Origin of the sequence: Streptomyces sp. 3211.6 (assembly GCF_003634815.1) — a bacterium.
GTDB lineage: Bacteria > Actinomycetota > Actinomycetes > Streptomycetales > Streptomycetaceae > Streptomyces > Streptomyces katrae_A.
This window is the reverse complement of record NZ_RBXC01000001.1, coordinates 2,240,705-2,256,607: the sequence shown is the minus strand read 5'-3', so window position 1 is coordinate 2,256,607 and position 15,903 is coordinate 2,240,705. Positions and strand designations below refer to the sequence as shown.

Annotated in this window: 13 protein-coding genes and 1 tRNA gene; 4 read left to right on the top strand and 10 right to left on the bottom strand. The window is 69.3% G+C overall.

Annotated elements, in window-relative coordinates:
• Nucleotides 1-8 precede the first annotated feature (8 nt).
• Together BX286_RS10475 and BX286_RS10470 are read left to right on the top strand one after the other, a co-directional pair.
• Complete coding sequence (locus BX286_RS10475; protein WP_079425834.1) at nt 9-1,181, top strand: MFS transporter; 1,173 nt, start codon at nt 9-11, stop codon at nt 1,179-1,181.
• Nucleotides 1,178-1,693, top strand: coding sequence for a GNAT family N-acetyltransferase (locus BX286_RS10470; RefSeq protein WP_121014889.1), 516 nt, complete (start codon nt 1,178-1,180; stop codon nt 1,691-1,693). The genes BX286_RS10475 and BX286_RS10470 overlap by 4 nt, the downstream gene beginning before the upstream one ends.
• On the opposite strand, the gene BX286_RS10465 is transcribed toward BX286_RS10470, so the two are convergent.
• Together BX286_RS10465 and BX286_RS10460 are read right to left on the bottom strand one after the other, a co-directional pair.
• Entirely contained in the window at nt 1,662-2,372 is a 711-nt protein-coding gene (locus tag BX286_RS10465) for a helix-turn-helix domain-containing protein (RefSeq protein WP_121014888.1), read from the bottom strand. The two genes, BX286_RS10470 and BX286_RS10465, sit on opposite strands and share 32 nt — an antisense overlap.
• A 164-nt stretch (nt 2,373-2,536) precedes the next feature.
• Nucleotides 2,537-2,609 (bottom strand) — tRNA-Leu (locus BX286_RS10460).
• 99 nt (nt 2,610-2,708) lie between these two features.
• On the opposite strand from BX286_RS10460, the gene BX286_RS10455 reads away from it, so the two are divergent.
• Nucleotides 2,709-3,365 (top strand): ANTAR domain-containing response regulator, encoded by a 657-nt coding sequence (locus tag BX286_RS10455; RefSeq protein ID WP_079425828.1) that lies wholly within the window; start codon nt 2,709-2,711, stop codon nt 3,363-3,365.
• 71 nt (nt 3,366-3,436) lie between these two features.
• Here BX286_RS10455 and BX286_RS10450 read toward each other — a convergent pair whose 3' ends face one another.
• The 8 genes from BX286_RS10450 to BX286_RS10415 form a co-directional block, all read right to left on the bottom strand.
• The gene (locus BX286_RS10450; protein ID WP_079425826.1) at nt 3,437-4,153 is read right to left on the bottom strand and encodes an ABC transporter ATP-binding protein; all 717 of its coding nucleotides are present in this window, start codon (nt 4,151-4,153) and stop codon (nt 3,437-3,439) included.
• Nucleotides 4,150-5,091 (bottom strand): ABC transporter ATP-binding protein, encoded by a 942-nt coding sequence (locus tag BX286_RS10445; RefSeq protein ID WP_079425823.1) that lies wholly within the window; start codon nt 5,089-5,091, stop codon nt 4,150-4,152. The genes BX286_RS10450 and BX286_RS10445 overlap by 4 nt, the downstream gene beginning before the upstream one ends.
• A gap of 3 nt (nt 5,092-5,094) precedes the next feature.
• A complete protein-coding gene (locus BX286_RS10440; RefSeq protein ID WP_079425820.1) occupies nt 5,095-6,906 on the bottom strand; it encodes a branched-chain amino acid ABC transporter permease in 1,812 nt (603 codons plus the stop codon).
• Between the two features lie 5 nt (nt 6,907-6,911).
• Complete coding sequence (locus tag BX286_RS10435; protein ID WP_079425818.1) at nt 6,912-7,841, bottom strand: branched-chain amino acid ABC transporter permease; 930 nt, start codon at nt 7,839-7,841, stop codon at nt 6,912-6,914.
• Nucleotides 7,842-7,937: 96 nt separating this feature from the next.
• Entirely contained in the window at nt 7,938-9,170 is a 1,233-nt protein-coding gene (locus tag BX286_RS10430; protein WP_079425816.1) for a branched-chain amino acid ABC transporter substrate-binding protein, read from the bottom strand.
• 300 nt (nt 9,171-9,470) lie between these two features.
• Nucleotides 9,471-10,124 carry a hypothetical protein gene (locus BX286_RS10425; RefSeq protein ID WP_079425814.1) on the bottom strand — a complete coding sequence of 218 codons (654 nt, stop codon included), beginning with the start codon at nt 10,122-10,124 and terminating at the stop codon, nt 9,471-9,473.
• A gap of 142 nt (nt 10,125-10,266) precedes the next feature.
• Complete coding sequence (locus BX286_RS10420; protein ID WP_079425812.1) at nt 10,267-10,731, bottom strand: PaaI family thioesterase; 465 nt, start codon at nt 10,729-10,731, stop codon at nt 10,267-10,269.
• Between the two features lie 62 nt (nt 10,732-10,793).
• On the bottom strand, nt 10,794-13,064 hold the full coding sequence (locus tag BX286_RS10415) for an FdhF/YdeP family oxidoreductase (RefSeq protein ID WP_100863845.1): 2,271 nt from the start codon (nt 13,062-13,064) through the stop codon (nt 10,794-10,796).
• 103 nt (nt 13,065-13,167) lie between these two features.
• On the opposite strand from BX286_RS10415, the gene polA reads away from it, so the two are divergent.
• On the top strand, nt 13,168-15,888 hold the full coding sequence (gene polA / locus BX286_RS10410; RefSeq protein ID WP_100863846.1) for a DNA polymerase I: 2,721 nt from the start codon (nt 13,168-13,170) through the stop codon (nt 15,886-15,888).
• The last annotated feature ends 15 nt before the right edge of the window (nt 15,889-15,903 follow it).

The window sequence follows — 15,903 nt, the reverse complement described above, 5'->3', positions numbered from 1 at the left end:
CCACACCCGTGCACCACCACCGCCCACTCCTCACCCTCGCCACCGCCATGTTCGCCATCGGCACCGACAGCTTCGTCATCGCCGGCATCCTCCCCGACGCAGCCCGAACCCTCCACGTCCCCCTCACCACCGCAAGCTGGCTCCTCACCGCCTACGCCCTCACCTACGCCTTCCTCGGCCCCGTCATGGCCACCCTCACCACCCACTGGCCCCGCCGCACCCTCTTCCTCACCGGCTTCACCCTCTTCACCACCGGCAACCTCCTCACCGCCTACACCCCCCACTTCGGCATCGCCCTCGCCGCCCGCGCCCTCGCCGGACTCGGCGGCGCCATGATCACCCCCGCCGCCGTCGCCGCAGCCACCGCACTCGCCCCACCCCAACGCCGCGGCCGCGCCATCGCCACCGTCATGACCGGCCTCAGCGCCGCCACCGCCCTCGGCTCACCCCTCGGCACCGCCATCGCCAGCCTCACCGACGACTGGCGCACCACCCTCCTCTTCGTCACCACCCTCGGCCTCCTCGCCGCCGCAGGCACCGCCCTCTCCCTCCCCACCCTCCCCACCCCACCCGCCATCCCCCTCCGCACCCGCCTCACCCCCCTCACCGACCACCGCACCGGCCTCACCCTCCTCACCACCCTCCTCGCCTACACCGGCCTCTACACCGTCTACTCCTTCATCGGCCCCGCCCTCGACCGCGCCACCCACGACAACGGCACCACCCTCGCCGCCCTCCTCTTCGCCTGGGGCCTCGCCGCCACCGCCGGCACCCTCACCTCCGGCCCCCTCACCGACCGCTACGGCAGCCGCCGCGTCATCAACACCGCCATCACCCTCGCCGCGATCAACTTCGCCCTCCTCCCCTGGACCAGCGCCCACCTCCCCACCACCCTCGCCGCCCTCCTCATCTGGGGCCTCTGCGGCTGGGGACTCCTCACCCCCCAAACCCACCGCCTCATCACCACCCGCCCCACCGACGCCCCCCTCCTCACCGGACTCGCCTCCGCCGCCGTCTACACAGGCGTCGCCGCCGCACCCCTCGCAGGCCAAGCCGGCCTCACCTGGCACGGCCCCCACTGGCTCGGCCCCCTCGGCGCGACCCTCCTCATACTGAGCCTCGGCACGGCAGAAGCCGCCCACACGACCATCCACCGCCGCAAGGAAACCGAACCCCGATGATCATCACTACCGACCGCCTCCGCCTGCGCCCCCTCACCACCGACGACACCGACTGGTGGGTCCACCTCCACGCCGACCAAGAAGTCGGCCGCTACGTAGGCACCTACACCCAGGACCAGGCCGCCACCCGCCTCCACGCCATACAGCGCCAATGGACCGAACGCGGCCACGGCCTCTGCGCCGTCGAACTCCGCGACACCGGCGAGGCCATCGGCCGCTGCGGCCTCAACTGGTGGGAACAGTTCGACGAAACCGAAATCGGCTGGACCTTCGCCCGCCCCCACTGGGGCCACGGCTACGCGACGGAAGCGGCCCGCGCGGTCCTGGACTGGGGCTTCGGCCCCCTCGGCCTCGACCGGATCACCGCCATGATCCACCACGGCAACACGGCCTCGACCGCCGTGGCGGAGCGCCTGGGCTTCACCCCCCTCCGCGAGGACACGGTCCTGGACCGCCCCTGCACGGTGTACGCCCTGGACGTCAGTACTTCGGCCCGACGTGGGCGTCCATGAGGGCGACGGATTCCTTCCGGGCGACGGACACGTTGAAGGGGTCACTGCCTCGCGCGAGGACGGTCCACTGGACTCCGACCTTGGCGAGGGTGTCGGTACAGAGCTTCCGGATGTCGTCGGACTTGTTGGTGAAGAAGTAACGGGGGTACTCGTACCGCTTCCCGTTCCGAACGGTCCAGTTGGTGATCCGGCACCCGTCGGAGTGGATGAGCCCCCGGATGAACTCCCACGGGTGCGCGTCCACGATGTCCTGCTGCCACGTCTCCAGGGCGATCTGCCGCTCGTGTTTCTTCCCAGGTCCGTGTTGCGGGAACAGGCACACCCAGTGCTGGGTGTACGACTTGACCTCCACGCAGCCTCCCCGGGCCCTACGGCTGACGTGAGGCATCGGCATGACGCGACGCATCGCCTGCTCTGCGGCGTCGATCAGTCCGGAGTGGGTGGCGTCGCAGAAGACGGACAGGTGATGCTGCTTGGGTTTGGAGACGATGTGTCCGTCGCCGAGATAGAGGCCGAGGAGGTAGGCGTATGCCTGTTGGTCGACTGGCCGCCCTGTGCACTTCGGGCAATCGCTCGGCTGGACGTAAGACTCGCCCCGGCGTTTCCGGTCCTCGTGCCGCCACCAACCGATGGTTCCGCGGGGTATCCCGAAGCGCTCGGCCACATCACGGTTGGTCATACCGTGCCGGAGGAGTAGGACTGCTTGTTCGCGAATCGAAGAATTGTGCTCCACGCTCGGAGCTTCATCGCTTATTCGTCCGGTTGGCCGCAAATCGAAGTTTCGTTCACCGTGACGAGTGAAGATCGCCAAATTGCTTGGCGACCTTGGAAATGAAGGAGAAGTGCCCCGGGTCGGATTCGAACCGACGCTGAATGGGTTTTGAATCCATGGCCTCTACCGCTGGGCTACCGGGGCCCCTTCGAAACGAAGGATACCGAAGACCCTCCGTGTCACAAACATACAGGAGCTAGGTAGGCTCAGGGGAGCTGAATCACCTTGCAACAGGGAGCCCCCGTGACCGCCGAGCACGAGTCGACGCCCACGCCCGACGCCGACCAGTCGCACGTTCCGCCGCTGACGACCCGTGTCGTCATCGCCGAGGACGAGGCGCTCATCCGTCTCGACCTCAAAGAGATGCTCGAAGAGGAGGGCTACTCCGTGGTCGGCGAGGCCGGCGACGGGCAGACGGCCATCGAGCTGGCGCGTGAGCACCGCCCCGACCTCGTCATCCTCGACGTGAAGATGCCCGTCCTCGACGGGATCTCCGCCGCCGAGAAGATCGCGGGCGAGTCCATCGCCCCGGTCCTCATGCTCACCGCCTTCTCGCAGCGCGAGCTCGTCGAGCGGGCGCGGGACGCCGGGGCCATGGCGTACCTGGTGAAGCCGTTCAGCAAGAGCGACGTGGTGCCGGCCATCGAGATGGCCGTGTCCCGGTTCGCGGAGCTGAAGGCGCTGGAGAAGGAGGTCGCGGACCTTTCCGCGCGCCTGGAGACCCGGAAGCTGGTGGACCGGGCGAAGAGCATCCTGCAGACGCAGTACGGGCTCACCGAGCCGGCCGCGTTCCGGTGGATCCAGAAGACGTCGATGGACCGCCGCATGTCGATGCAGCAGGTCGCCGAGGCGGTCATCGAGGACGCCGAGGAGAAGAAGCAGAACGCCGCCGGGAAGTAGCCCGGGCACACGCGTGCGGCCCGTCTCCCCCCGAGGGGAGGCGGGCCGCACGGGTTTCGGGGCCGGCGGGGTCAGTCCTCGCCGAGGTAGGCCTTGCGGACGTCCTCGTTGACGAGGAGCTCGCGGCCGGGGCCGGTCAGGACGATCTTGCCGATCTCCATGACGTGGCCCTGGTCGGCGAGGGAGAGCGCGGCCTGGGCGTTCTGCTCGACGAGCAGGATGGTGGTGCCCGACGCCTTGAGCTCGGCGATGGTCGCCATGATCTTCTGCATCATCAGCGGGGAGAGGCCCATGGAGGGCTCGTCCAGCATGAGCAGCTTGGGCTGGGACATGAGCGCGCGGCCCATGGCGAGCATCTGCTGTTCGCCGCCGGAGAGGGTGCCGGCGGCCTGCTTGCGGCGTTCGCCCAGGATGGGGAAGAGGTCGTAGGCGCGTTGGACGTCCTTCTGGATGCCTTCCTTGTCGCTGCGGAGGAAGGCGCCGAGGAGGAGGTTGTCCTCGATGCTCATGCGGGGGAAGATGTGCCGGCCCTCGGGGGAGTGGGCGAGGCCGAGCGAGACGATGTCGTGTGCGGGGACCTTCTTGAGGGACTTGCCCTGGAACTTGATCTGGCCGCCCTTGGGCTTGATCAGTCCGGAGAGGGTGCGCAGGGTGGTCGTCTTGCCGGCGCCGTTCGTCCCGATGAGGGTGACGATCTGGCCTTCTTCGACGGTGAAGGAGATGCCCTTGACGGCTTCGATCTTGCCGTAGGCGACGCGGAGGTCTTCGACCTCCAGGAGTGCGGTCACTTGGCCTCTCCGTCCGTGCTGGTGGTGCTGGTGGTGCTGTCCTCGGCGGGGGCCTCTGCCTGTGCTTCGGGGGCTTCCTCGGCGTGGGCCTCTTCGGCGTGGGCTTCGGCGGCCTCGACTTCGGCGACCTCGTCGGCGCCGGGGGCGCCTTCGAAGGGTTCGCCGAGGTAGGCGGCGACGACGCGTTCGTCGCTCTGGACTTCGGTGGCGGTGCCTTCGATGAGCTTTTCGCCCTGGACGAGGCAGGCGACGCGGTCGCAGAGGTTGAAGATGAAGCGCATGTCGTGCTCGATGACGAGGACGGCGATGCCCTTGTCCCGGATGGCGAAGATGAGTTCTTCGGCGGCCCGGGTCTCCTGGGGGTTCATGCCGGCGGTGGGCTCGTCGAGGAGGATGAGGCCGGGGTCGCTGGCGAGGGCGCGGGCGATTTCGAGCTTGCGCTGTTCGCCGTAGGGGAGGTTGCGGGCGAGGTGTTCGGCCTTGTGGTCGAGGCCGATGAAGGTGAGGAGTTCCATGGCCTTGTCCCGGCTGGCCTGTTCTTCGCGGCCGAAGCTGGGGAGGCGCAGGAGGGCGGACCAGAGGCCCTGCTTGGTGCGGGTGTGGCGTCCGACGAGGACGTTTTCCAGGACGGTCATGTTGTTGAACAGACGGATGTTCTGGAAGGTGCGGGCGATGCCGGCCGCGGTGACCTTGAAGGACTTGGGGGGCAGGACCGTGCCCTTGTACCGGACTTCGCCCTCGGTGGGGATGTAGAGGCCGGTGAGGCAGTTGAAGAAGGTGGTCTTGCCGGCGCCGTTGGGGCCGATGAGGCCGACGATCTCGCCGCTGTTGACGGTGAGGTCGACGTTCTTGACGGCGGTGAGGCCGCCGAAGCGCATGGTGACGCCTCGGGCGTCGAGGACCGTTTCGGTGACCGTTTCGGTGGTGGTCGTCGTCATGGGTCAGGCCCCTGCCTTGCTGAGGACTGTCGGCGCTTCGAGGTCCTGGTGGAGCTCTAGCTGGTTGCGGCGGTTGGGGATGAGGCCTTCGGGGCGCAGGCGCATGAGGATGACGAGTGCGACGCCGAAGACGAGGAGCTGGTAGTCGCCCAGGAACTGGAGCTTGTTGGGGATCAGGAAGAGCAGGGATCCGCCGACGAGGGGTCCGGAGATGGTTCCCATGCCGCCGAGGACGACGGCGGCGAGGAGGAACGCGGAGTTCGGGGGGACGGAGTTGGCGAACTGGTACTGGTCGGGGGTGACCGTGTACTGGACGTGGGCCTGTACGGCGCCGGCGAGTCCGGCGAGGGTGGCGCCGAGGGCGAAGGCGATGAGCTTGACGCGGAAGCCGTTGATGCCCATGGCTTCGGCGGCGGTCTCGTCTTCGCGGATGGCGACCCAGGCGCGGCCGATGCGGGATTCGGCGCTGCGGCGGAAGACCATGACCACGATGAGGGTGACCAGGAGCATCAGCAGGAAGTAGTTGGCGAAGCGGCCGATGGTGAAGCCGGCGATGGTGTGGGCTGCGCCGAAGTCGAAGCCGAAGAGGTCGACGTTGGGGATGTTGGAGATGCCCTTGGAGCCGTTGGTGACGTTGGGGCCGGAGACTCCGTCGAAGTTGGTCATGGTGATGCGGAAGATCTCACCGAAGCCGAGCGTCACGATGGCGAGGTAGTCACCGCGCAGGCGCAGGGTGGGGGCGCCGATGAGGACGCCGAAGATCATGGACGCGGCGGCGCCGGCCAGGATGGCGGCCCAGAAGGGGAACTGGACGCCGAAGGGGGAGTTGGGTGCGCCGGATACGAGAGCTGCGGTGTAGGCGCCGACGCCGAGGAAGGCGACGTAGCCGAGGTCGAGGAGGCCGGTGAGGCCGACGACGATGTTCAGGCCGAGGGCGACGGTGGCGAAGATGAGGATGTTGACGCCGAGGGTCGCGTACTGGTCGTCGGTCTGGGTGAGGGGGAAGGCCATGGCCGCGACGAAGGCGCCGACGAGGGCGACGTTGCGGTGCTTGGCGGTGAGTGCGGTGAAGCGGGCGATGAGGCCGCTCTTGTTGAGGGCGCCGAAGCCGAAGCCGGCGGCGATCAGGAAGCCGATGAAGAGTTCCTGGTAGGGGGTGGTGATGCCGTAGGTGAAGACGCCGAGGGCGACTGCGAGTACGGCGGCGATGATCAGGATCTCGGCGTAGGCCGGGAGGGCGCGGGCCGGCTTGGGGGTGCCGCTGGCGTATGCGGCTTTGGTGACGGCCGCGGCGTTGCGCTGGTTGTGCTTGTAGCGCTCCCACCAGCTGTCTTCGGGGTCCGCCGGTTCGAGTGCGGGGCGCTCGAAGGGGAGGGAGCGGGCGCCGAGGTAGGCGGCCGCCGCGGCGATGAGGGCGATGAATCCGCCGGGCTCGAGGTTGACGAGGCCGCCGAGGGTGCTGGAGATCGCCTTGGTGGTGTAGAGGCTGGTGTAGAAGGCGCCGAGGGCGGAGAGCTTGATGGCGGCGTCGGCTCCTGCGGGGGTGAGCCACTGGAGGCCCTTGATGCCGTAGGAGGAGAGGCCGAAGAGGGTGGTGAGGGCGCCGCAGACGAGGACGAGCCACTGGAGGCCGCCGGGGTAGCCGTAGACGGTGAGGTCTCCGGGGAAGGCGGAGGTCCAGGTCCAGGCCAGGAAGCAGGAGATGACGGTGAGGACACCGCCGCCGGTGGCGAGGGCGCGGGCGATCTGCTCGGGGATGGGTCCTCCCCGGCGGGTGGGCGCCTGGGGCGTGGTTTCGGTGATGGTGGTCGTCATGGTTCTCACGCCCTGTCCGCAACGCGCTCGCCCAGCAGGCCCTGGGGCCGGAAGAGCAGTACGAGGATGAGGAGGACGAACGCCCAGGTGTTGCCCCAGGACTGTCCGCCGAGCTGGTGCATGCCGGGTACGTCGGCGATGTAGGCGGTGGTGAGGGTCTCGGCGAGGCCGAGGACCAGGCCGCCGACCATGGCGCCGTAGATGTTCCCGATGCCGCCGAGGACGGCGGCGGTGAAGGCCTTGAGGCCGAGGATGAAGCCCATGCGGTACTGGACTTCGCCGTACTTGAGGCCGTAGGCGACGGCTCCGACGGCGGCGAAGGTGGCGCCGAGGGCGAAGGCGACCGTGATGATGCGGTCGGTGTTGATGCCCATGAGCTTGGCGGTGTCGGGGTCCTGGGCGGTGGCCTGCATGCCGCGGCCGGTGCGGGTCTTCTTGACGAAGAAGCCGAGGATGGCCATGGAGATGGGGGCGGCGAGCACGAGGAAGACGTCACCGGTCTGGATGGTGATGCTGCCGATGTGGAAGGGGCCGCCGGGGATCTCGGGGAACTTGACGGAGGACGTCGCGCCGGGGTACCAGGCCCATACGGCCTGCTGGAGGACGATGGAGAGGCCGATGGCGGTGATGAGCGGCGCGAGGCGGGGTGCGTTGCGCAGGGGCCGGTAGGCGAAGCGTTCGGCGCCGACGGCTATGAGGGTGGCGACGATGACGGCGCCTATGAGCATCAGCGGCAGCGCGAGCCACATGGTGGTGCCGCCGGGGAGCATCAGCCAGACCGTGAGGGCTCCGAACCCGCCGGTCATGAAGATCTCGCCGTGGGCGAAGTTGATGAGCTGGACGATGCCATAGACCATCGTGTAGCCGATGGCGACGAGCCCGTACATGGATCCCAGTAGCAGGCCGTTGACCAGCTGTTGCGGCAGTTCGTGCACCGCAGGTCCTCCGAGTCTTTCGACGGATGTGACACCGCGCGGGGCGCTGTGGTGCGGCGCCCCGCGCGGCAGGTGAGAGGGGTGAGGTGGGGCAGGTCAGCCGGCGAGGGTGCCGGACTCGACGGTCTTGAAGTCGTCGCCGTCGACCTTGTAGACGGTCAGCTGCTTGTTGGTGGCGTCGCCGAACTCGTCGAAGGAGACCTTGCCGGTCACGCCGTCGAAGGAGACGCCCTGGACGGCTTCGAGGACCTTGGCGCGGGCGTCGGAGGGGAGCTTGCCGTTGTTGGCGTCGACGACCTTCTTGACGCCCTCGATGATGGCCCAGGCGGAGTCGTACGAGTAGCCGCCGTAGGCGGAGTAGTCGTCCTTGTAGCCGGCCTTCTTGTAGTTGTCGACGAACTCCTTGGCGGAGGGCAGGGTCTCGACGGGGGCACCGACGGAGGTGCACAGGTCGCCCTGGCCGCCGGGGCCGGCGAGCTCGACGTACTTCTTGTCCTTGATGCCGTCACCGCCGACGAGGGGGATGTTGGCGCCGGCGGCCTTGATCTGCTTGCTGAGCGGGCCGGCCGCGGGGTACTCGCCGCCGTAGTAGACGACGTCGGCGCCGGAGGACTTGACCTGGGTGACGACGGCCGAGAAGTCCTTGGAGTCGGGGTCGATGTGGCCCTCGCCGGCGATCTGGCCGCCGAGCTTGGTGAACTCGCCCTTGAAGGTTCCGGCGAGGCCGGCGCCGTAGGTCTTCTTGTCGTCGATGATGAAGACCTTCTTCTTGCCCGCCTTGTTGAAGAGGTACTGCGCGGCGAACGGGCCCTGGATGGCGTCCGTGGTCGCGGTGCGGAAGTAGCTCTTGTAGGTGCGGGTCTTCTGGCCCTCGGCCCACTTGGGGCCCTGGGTCAGGGAGGGGCTGGTGTTGGCCGGCGAGATCTGCGTGAGCTTCGCGTCGTCGAAGACCTTCTGCATGGACTCGGAGACCGAGGAGTTCAGCGGGCCGACGACGCCGAGGACGTCCTTGTCGGCGACGAGCTTGGTGGCGTTCTGCTGGCCGGAGGTGGCCTGCGCCTGGTCGTCGAGCGCCTGGAACTTGAAGGTGACGCCCTTGACGTACTTCTTCTCGTTGGCCTGCTTGACGGCGAGTTCGGCGGAGTTCTTGATGCCGAGGCCGAGGGCGGAGAGGTCGCCGGTCAGCGGGGCGTCGACGGCGATGGTGACGGTGGTTCCGCCGTCGCCACCGGCGGAGCCGCCGCTGTCGTTGCGCGAGCCGCAGGCGGTGAGAGTGAGAGCGCCCGCGGCGAGGGCGGCGGTCACGGCGATGAGCTGACGAGAACGCAACGTTCAGTCCTTTCCTGGCGCCGCGTCCCCCCTGGGACGCGTCGAGTCGAACGCGGGGAACCGAACTGAGGAAATCCGGCGGTCGCGGTAACTGGCCGTGACTCTAGGCGGCGCATCGGGGGATATGGAGGGCTGAGGCCAATGATGTGACTCTCTTGTTATGCCACGGCGTAATACATAGCGGATGTGTGCGGGTGGAACGGGGGAATTCAGGCCGGTTCGTCTTGTCCGGATGCTGAGATGCGGCAGGAGCTTGGGTCGGTTTGGGTCCTGACGCGCCAGGACTCTAGGGGGTTTTGGTCATGACGAGCTCGGAGCGGGCGCGTCTCGGTCTTCGGGACATGCCCTGGTCAGTGCCACGGAAAGATCCCTGGCATATCGGTCACCGGGGATGTAACTGTGATCCTCTTTCTGGATTCCATTACTGAGGGTTACTTCCAGGAATGGGAGTCCGGAATTCCGTGCTACATGCACGCAGTCTTTTGCGTAGATCAGAACGAGGAGCTCGCGGACTTCCCCGGCGGCGACGGCGGCGGGGAGGGGTGGCTTGATCGTCACGGTCAGGGCCGGCGACGGCTGTCCGATCCGCTCGACGGTGACCGGCGGGCCGGACGAGGTCCGCACACGGACAGTGAACGCGAAGGCGGCCCCGTCGGGCGCCGGCTCCACCGGCTGCCCGTAGGCCAGCGAGAGGGTCTGGGAGGGCGCGGACGGCGGCAGCGCCACCGGCGGCTCGGGGCGGGTGGTGTAGATCCGGAAGGCGGCGGCGGCCAGGACGGCGGCCGAGGCGACCGTGAGGACGACGCGGCGGTGGCGGGCGTAGAAGGCGCGCGGGCGGCCGGTCCAGCCGGGTGGCAGGGGCGTACGGGGCTCCGTGCGCGAGTCCTCGCCGTCCCAGGTGCCCTCGCCCGGCTCCAGGGGGCCTATGCCCCCGCCGGCGCCCCCGCCGCTCACCGGGGGCCGTCGGGGGTGGGCGTGAAGCGCCGCGGCGCCGGTCCGGTTCCCATGTCGGGAACGCTAGACCGGCGCCGGGGGCTGCACAACGGGCCGTCTCGACCCGGTTGTTAAGGCTGCATGACGTCCGTGGAAGCGGGGGTCAGGACTCCGTGTCGCGCAGGAGGCAGGTGAGGCGGGCGGTGCAGACGCGGCGGTCCTGGTCGTCGGTGATGACGATCTCGTACGTGGCGGTGGAGCGGCCGCGGTGGACGGGGGTGGCCGTGCCGGTGACGATCCCGTCGCGCGCGCCCCGGTGGTGGGTGCAGTTGAGGTCGACGCCGACGGCGATCTTCTTGCTGCCGCCGTGCAGCATGGCGCCGACCGAGCCGAGGGTCTCGGCGAGGACGGCGGAGGCGCCGCCGTGCAGCAGGCCGTAGGGCTGGGTGTTGCCCTTGACGGGCATCGTGGCGACGACGCGGTCGGCGGAGGCCTCCAGGATCCTGATCTCCATGCGCTCGCCGAGGGCGCCCGCGGAGAACAGGGCGGGCAGGTCTATGCCCAGGGCCGCGTACTCGTCGAGGACTTCCTGGGGGAACTTCACGGCGTGCTGCTGCTCGTCGGCCATGGGCCTGCTCCGTTCGTCAACGATCGTTAACCTTCTGGACCGGTTCTATCAGGCCGGTTCTATCAGGCGGGTTCGAAGCGCACGACGACGGACTTGCTGGCAGGGGTGTTGCTGGTGTCGGCGGTGGAGTCCAGGGGGACCAGGACGTTGGTCTCGGGGTAGTAGGCGGCGGCGCAGCCGCGGGCGGTGGGGTAGTGGACGACGCGGAAGCCGGGCGCGCGGCGCTCGACGCCGTCCTTCCATTCGCTGATCAGGTCGGTGTAGGAGCCGTCGGCGAGGCCGAGCTCGGCCGCGTCGTCGGGGTGGACCATGACGACGCGGCGGCCGCCGGTGATGCCGCGGTAGCGGTCGTCGAGGCCGTAGATGGTGGTGTTGTACTGGTCGTGGCTGCGCAGGGTCTGCAGCAGCAGGCGCCCGGCGGGGACCCGGGGGTACTCGACGGGGGCGGCGGTGAAGTTGGCCTTGCCGGTCTTCGTGGGGAAGCGGCGCTCGTCGCGGGGGGCGTGGGGGAGCTGGAAGCCGCCGGGGCGGGCGATGCGGGTGTTGAAGTCCTCGAAGCCGGGGATGACGCGGGCGATGCGGTCGCGGATGGTGGCGTAGTCGGCTTCGAAGTCCTCCCAGGGGGTCTTCGAGGCGGTGCCGAGGACGGCGCGGGCCATGCGGGCGACGATGGCGGGCTCGGAGAGCAGGTGGGGGGAGGCGGGGGCGAGGTTGCCGCGGGAGGCGTGGACCATGCCCATGGAGTCCTCGACGGTGACGAACTGCCTGCCGCTCGCCTGGACGTCCTTGTCGGTGCGGCCGAGGGTGGGCAGGATCAGGGCGCGCCGGCCGGTGACGGCGTGGGAGCGGTTGAGCTTGGTGGAGACGTGCACGGTGAGGGAGGCGCGCCGCATGGCGGCCTCGGTGACGTCGGTGTCGGGGGTGGCGCCGACGAAGTTGCCGCCCATGGCGAAGAAGACCTTGGCCTTGCCGTCGCGCAGGGCTTCGATGGCGCGGACGACGTCGTAGCCGTGGGCGCGGGGCGAGGTGATGTGGAACTCGCGGTCGAGGGCGTCGAGGAAGGCGGGTGCGGGGCGCTCGAAGATGCCCATGGTGCGGTCGCCCTGGACGTTGGAGTGGCCGCGGACGGGGCAGACTCCGGCGCCGGGGCGGCCGATGTTGCCGCGGAGCAGCAGGAGGTTGACGACCTCGCGGATGGTGGCGACGGCGTGCTTGTGCTGGGTGAGGCCCATGGCCCAGCAGACGATGGTGCGCTTGGAGGCGAGGATCATCGCGAGGGCGCGTTCGATCTCGGGGCGGGTCAGGCCGGTGGCCTTGAGGGTTTCGTCCCAGTCGGCTTCCTTGGCGGCGGCGGCGAGGTCGTCGTAGCCGTGGGTGTGCTCGCGGATGAAGGCCTCGTCGAGGGCGCCGTCGGTCTCGATGACGAGCTTGTTGAGGAGGCGGAAGAGGGCCTGGTCGCCGCCGATGCGGATCTGGAGGAAGAGGTCGTTGAGGGGGGTGCCCTTGAGCATGCCGAGGGGGGTCTGGGGGTTCTTGAACCGTTCCATTCCCGCTTCGGGCAGCGGGTTCACCGAGATGATCTTCGCGCCGGCGTTCTTGGCCTTCTCCAGGGCGGAGAGCATGCGGGGGTGGTTGGTGCCCGGGTTCTGTCCGGCGACGATGATCAGGTCGGCCTGGTGGAGGTCTTCGAGGGAGACGCTGCCCTTGCCGATGCCGATGGTCTCGCCGAGTGCGGAGCCGGAGGACTCGTGGCACATGTTGGAGCAGTCGGGCAGGTTGTTGGTGCCGAACTCGCGGGCGAAGAGCTGGAAGAGGAACGCGGCCTCGTTGCTGGTGCGGCCGGAGGTGTAGAAGACGGCCTCGTCGGGTGAGGAGAGGGCGCCCAGTTCCTCGGCGATGATCTCGAAGGCCCGCTTCCAGCTGACGGGCTCGTAGCGGTCGCCGCCCTCGGGCAGGTACATGGGCTGGGTGATGCGGCCCTGCTGGCCGAGCCAGTAGCCGGAGCGCCCGGCGAGTTCGGCGAGGGGGTGCTCGGCGAAGAAGGCGGGGGTGACGCGGCGCAGGGTGGCTTCTTCGGCGACGGCCTTGGCGCCGTTCTCGCAGAATTCGGCGGTGTGCCGCTTGTCGCCCTCGGGCCAGGCGCAGCCGGGGCAGTCGAAGCCGTTCTTCTGGTTGACCTTGAGGAGGGTCTGCGCGGTGCGCAGCAGGCCCATCTGCTCGTTCGCGATCTTGAGGGTGTGGCCGATGGCGGGCAGCCCGGCCGCGGCGTGCCGAGGGGGTCCGACCTGCGGCGCGTCCTGTACCGGATCACCTGCGGGTGGCTTGGTGGCCATGTCGCTCCCCTTCGAGCAGTTTTCGTTTCCACTCCGATCCTGTCACGCTGCGCCGACATCGCCGACGGCGGATTTGTCGGTGGGGGCGCCTAGGATCGGGGGCGTGGCAGAGACAGCATCGAAGAAGACCGAGCAGACGACCGCAGCGGACCGCCCCCGCCTGATGCTCATGGACGGGCACTCCCTGGCGTACCGGGCGTTCTTCGCGCTGCCCGCGGAGAATTTCACGACGGCGACGGGCCAGCCGACCAATGCCATCTACGGCTTCGCGTCGATGCTGGCGAACACCCTGCGTGACGAGGCGCCCACGCATTTCGCGGTGGCGTTCGACGTGTCCCGCAAGACCTGGCGTTCGACGGAGTTCCCCGAGTACAAGGCGAACCGCTCGAAGACCCCGGACGAGTTCAAGGGGCAGGTCGAGCTGATCGGCGAGCTCCTGGACGCGATGAAGGTGCCGCGGTTCGCGGTGGACGGCTTCGAGGCCGACGACGTGATCGCGACGCTGGCGACGCAGGCCGAGGCCCTCGGGTTCGAGGTGCTGATCGTCACCGGTGACCGGGACTCGTTCCAGCTGGTCTCGGAGCACACGACGGTGCTGTACCCGACGAAGGGCGTCTCGGAGCTGACCCGGTTCACGCCGGAGAAGGTCGTGGAGAAGTACGGGCTCACCCCGCAGCAGTACCCGGACTTCGCGGCGCTGCGCGGTGACCCGTCGGACAACCTGCCGGGCATCCCGGGCGTCGGTGAGAAGACGGCCGCGAAGTGGATCAACCAGTTCGGTTCGTTCGCGGAGCTGGTGGAGCGGGCCGAGGAGGTCAAGGGGAAGGCCGGGCAGAACTTCCGCGACCACCTGGAGGCCGTGAAGCTCAACCGGGTGCTGACCGAGATGGTCAGGGACGTGGAGCTGCCCCGGACCCCGGCCGACCTGGCGCGCGCGCCGTACGACCGTTCCGCGGTGACGGGCGTGCTGGACGTGCTGGAGATCCGCAACGCCTCGCTGCGCGAGCGGCTGCTGGCCGTGGACCCGGGCGCGGACCAGGAGGAGGCGCCGGCTGTGGCGGCCGGCGTGGAGCTGGACACCAGCGTGCTGGGCGCGGGCGAGCTCGCGCCGTGGCTCGCGGCGCACGCGGGCGGCCCCCTGGGCATCTCGACGGTGGACAGCTGGGCGCTGGGCCAGGGCAACGTGTCCGAGGTGGCGCTGGCGGCGGCGGGCGGCGCGGCCGCCTGGTTCGACCCGTCCGCTCTGGACGAGGCCGACGAGCGGGCCTTCGCCGCGTGGGCGGCCGACGCGTCCGCGCCGAAGGTGGTGCACAACGCCAAGGGCCTGATGCGGGTCTTCCCGGAGCACGGCTGGAGCCTGGCGGGCGTCACGATGGACACGGCGCTCGCCGCGTACCTGGTCAAGCCGGGCCGCCGGTCCTTCGCGCTGGACGTGCTGTCCAACGAGTACCTGCACCGGGAGCTGGCGCCCGCGGCGGCCGACGGCCAGCTGGCGTTCGGCGCCGACGACACGGCCGAGGCGGAGGCGCTGATGGCGCAGGCCCGCGCGGTCCTGGACCTCGGCGAGGCGTTCACCGGCAAGCTCGCCGAGGTGGGCGCCGCCGAGCTGCTCCACGACATGGAGCTGCCGACCTCCGAGCTGCTCGCGCGGATGGAGCGGGCCGGCATCGCCGCCGACCGCGACCACCTGGAGGCCATGGAGCAGCAGTTCGCCGGTGCCGTGCAGCAGGCGGTGAAGGAGGCGCACGCGGCGGTCGGCCACGAGTTCAACCTCGGCTCGCCCAAGCAGCTCCAGGAGGTGTTCTTCGGCGAGCTGGACCTGCCGAAGACGAAGAAGACCAAGACCGGCTACACCACGGACGCGGACGCGCTGGCCTGGCTGGCCACGCAGACCGACCACGAACTCCCGGTGATCATGCTCCGGCACCGGGAGCAGGCCAAGCTGCGCGTCACCGTCGAGGGCCTGGTGAAGACCATCGCCGCCGACGGCCGGGTGCACACCAGCTTCAGCCAGACCGTGGCCGCGACCGGACGCCTGTCCTCGACCGACCCGAACCTGCAGAACGTGCCGGTGCGCACCGACGAGGGCCGGGCCATCCGCCGCGGCTTCGTCGTCGGCGAGGGCTTCGAGTCGCTGATGACCGCCGACTACAGCCAGATCGAGCTGCGGGTCATGGCCCACCTCTCCGAGGACGAGGGCCTGATCGAGGCGTTCGCCTCCGGTGAGGACCTGCACACCACCGTCGCCTCGCAGGTGTTCAACGTCGGGCGCGAGCAGGTCGACGCCGAGATGCGCCGCAAGATCAAGGCCATGTCCTACGGGCTGGCGTACGGGCTCTCCGCCTTCGGTCTCGCCCAGCAGCTGAACATCGAGCCCGCCGAGGCGCGCGGCCTGATGGAGACGTACTTCGAGCGGTTCGGCGGCGTACGCGACTACCTGCACCGTGTCGTCGACGAGGCCCGGGCCACCGGCTACACGGCCACCGTGTTCGGGCGCCGCCGCTACCTGCCCGACCTCAACAGCGACAACCGCCAGCGCCGCGAGGCCGCCGAGCGGATGGCGCTGAACGCCCCGATCCAGGGCACCGCCGCCGATATCGTCAAGGTCGCGATGCTGCGGGTGGACAAGGCCCTGGCCGAGGCCGGGCTGGGCTCGCGGCTGCTGCTCCAGGTCCATGACGAAATCGTGCTGGAGATCGCCCCCGGCGAGCGGGAGCGGGTCGAGGAGCTGGTGCGGCGCGAGATGGGCGCGGCCGTCGAGCTGCGGGCCCCGCTGGACGTGTCCGTGGGCGTGGGCGGCGACTGGGAGTCCGCCGCACACTAGACCCCGACGGCATGC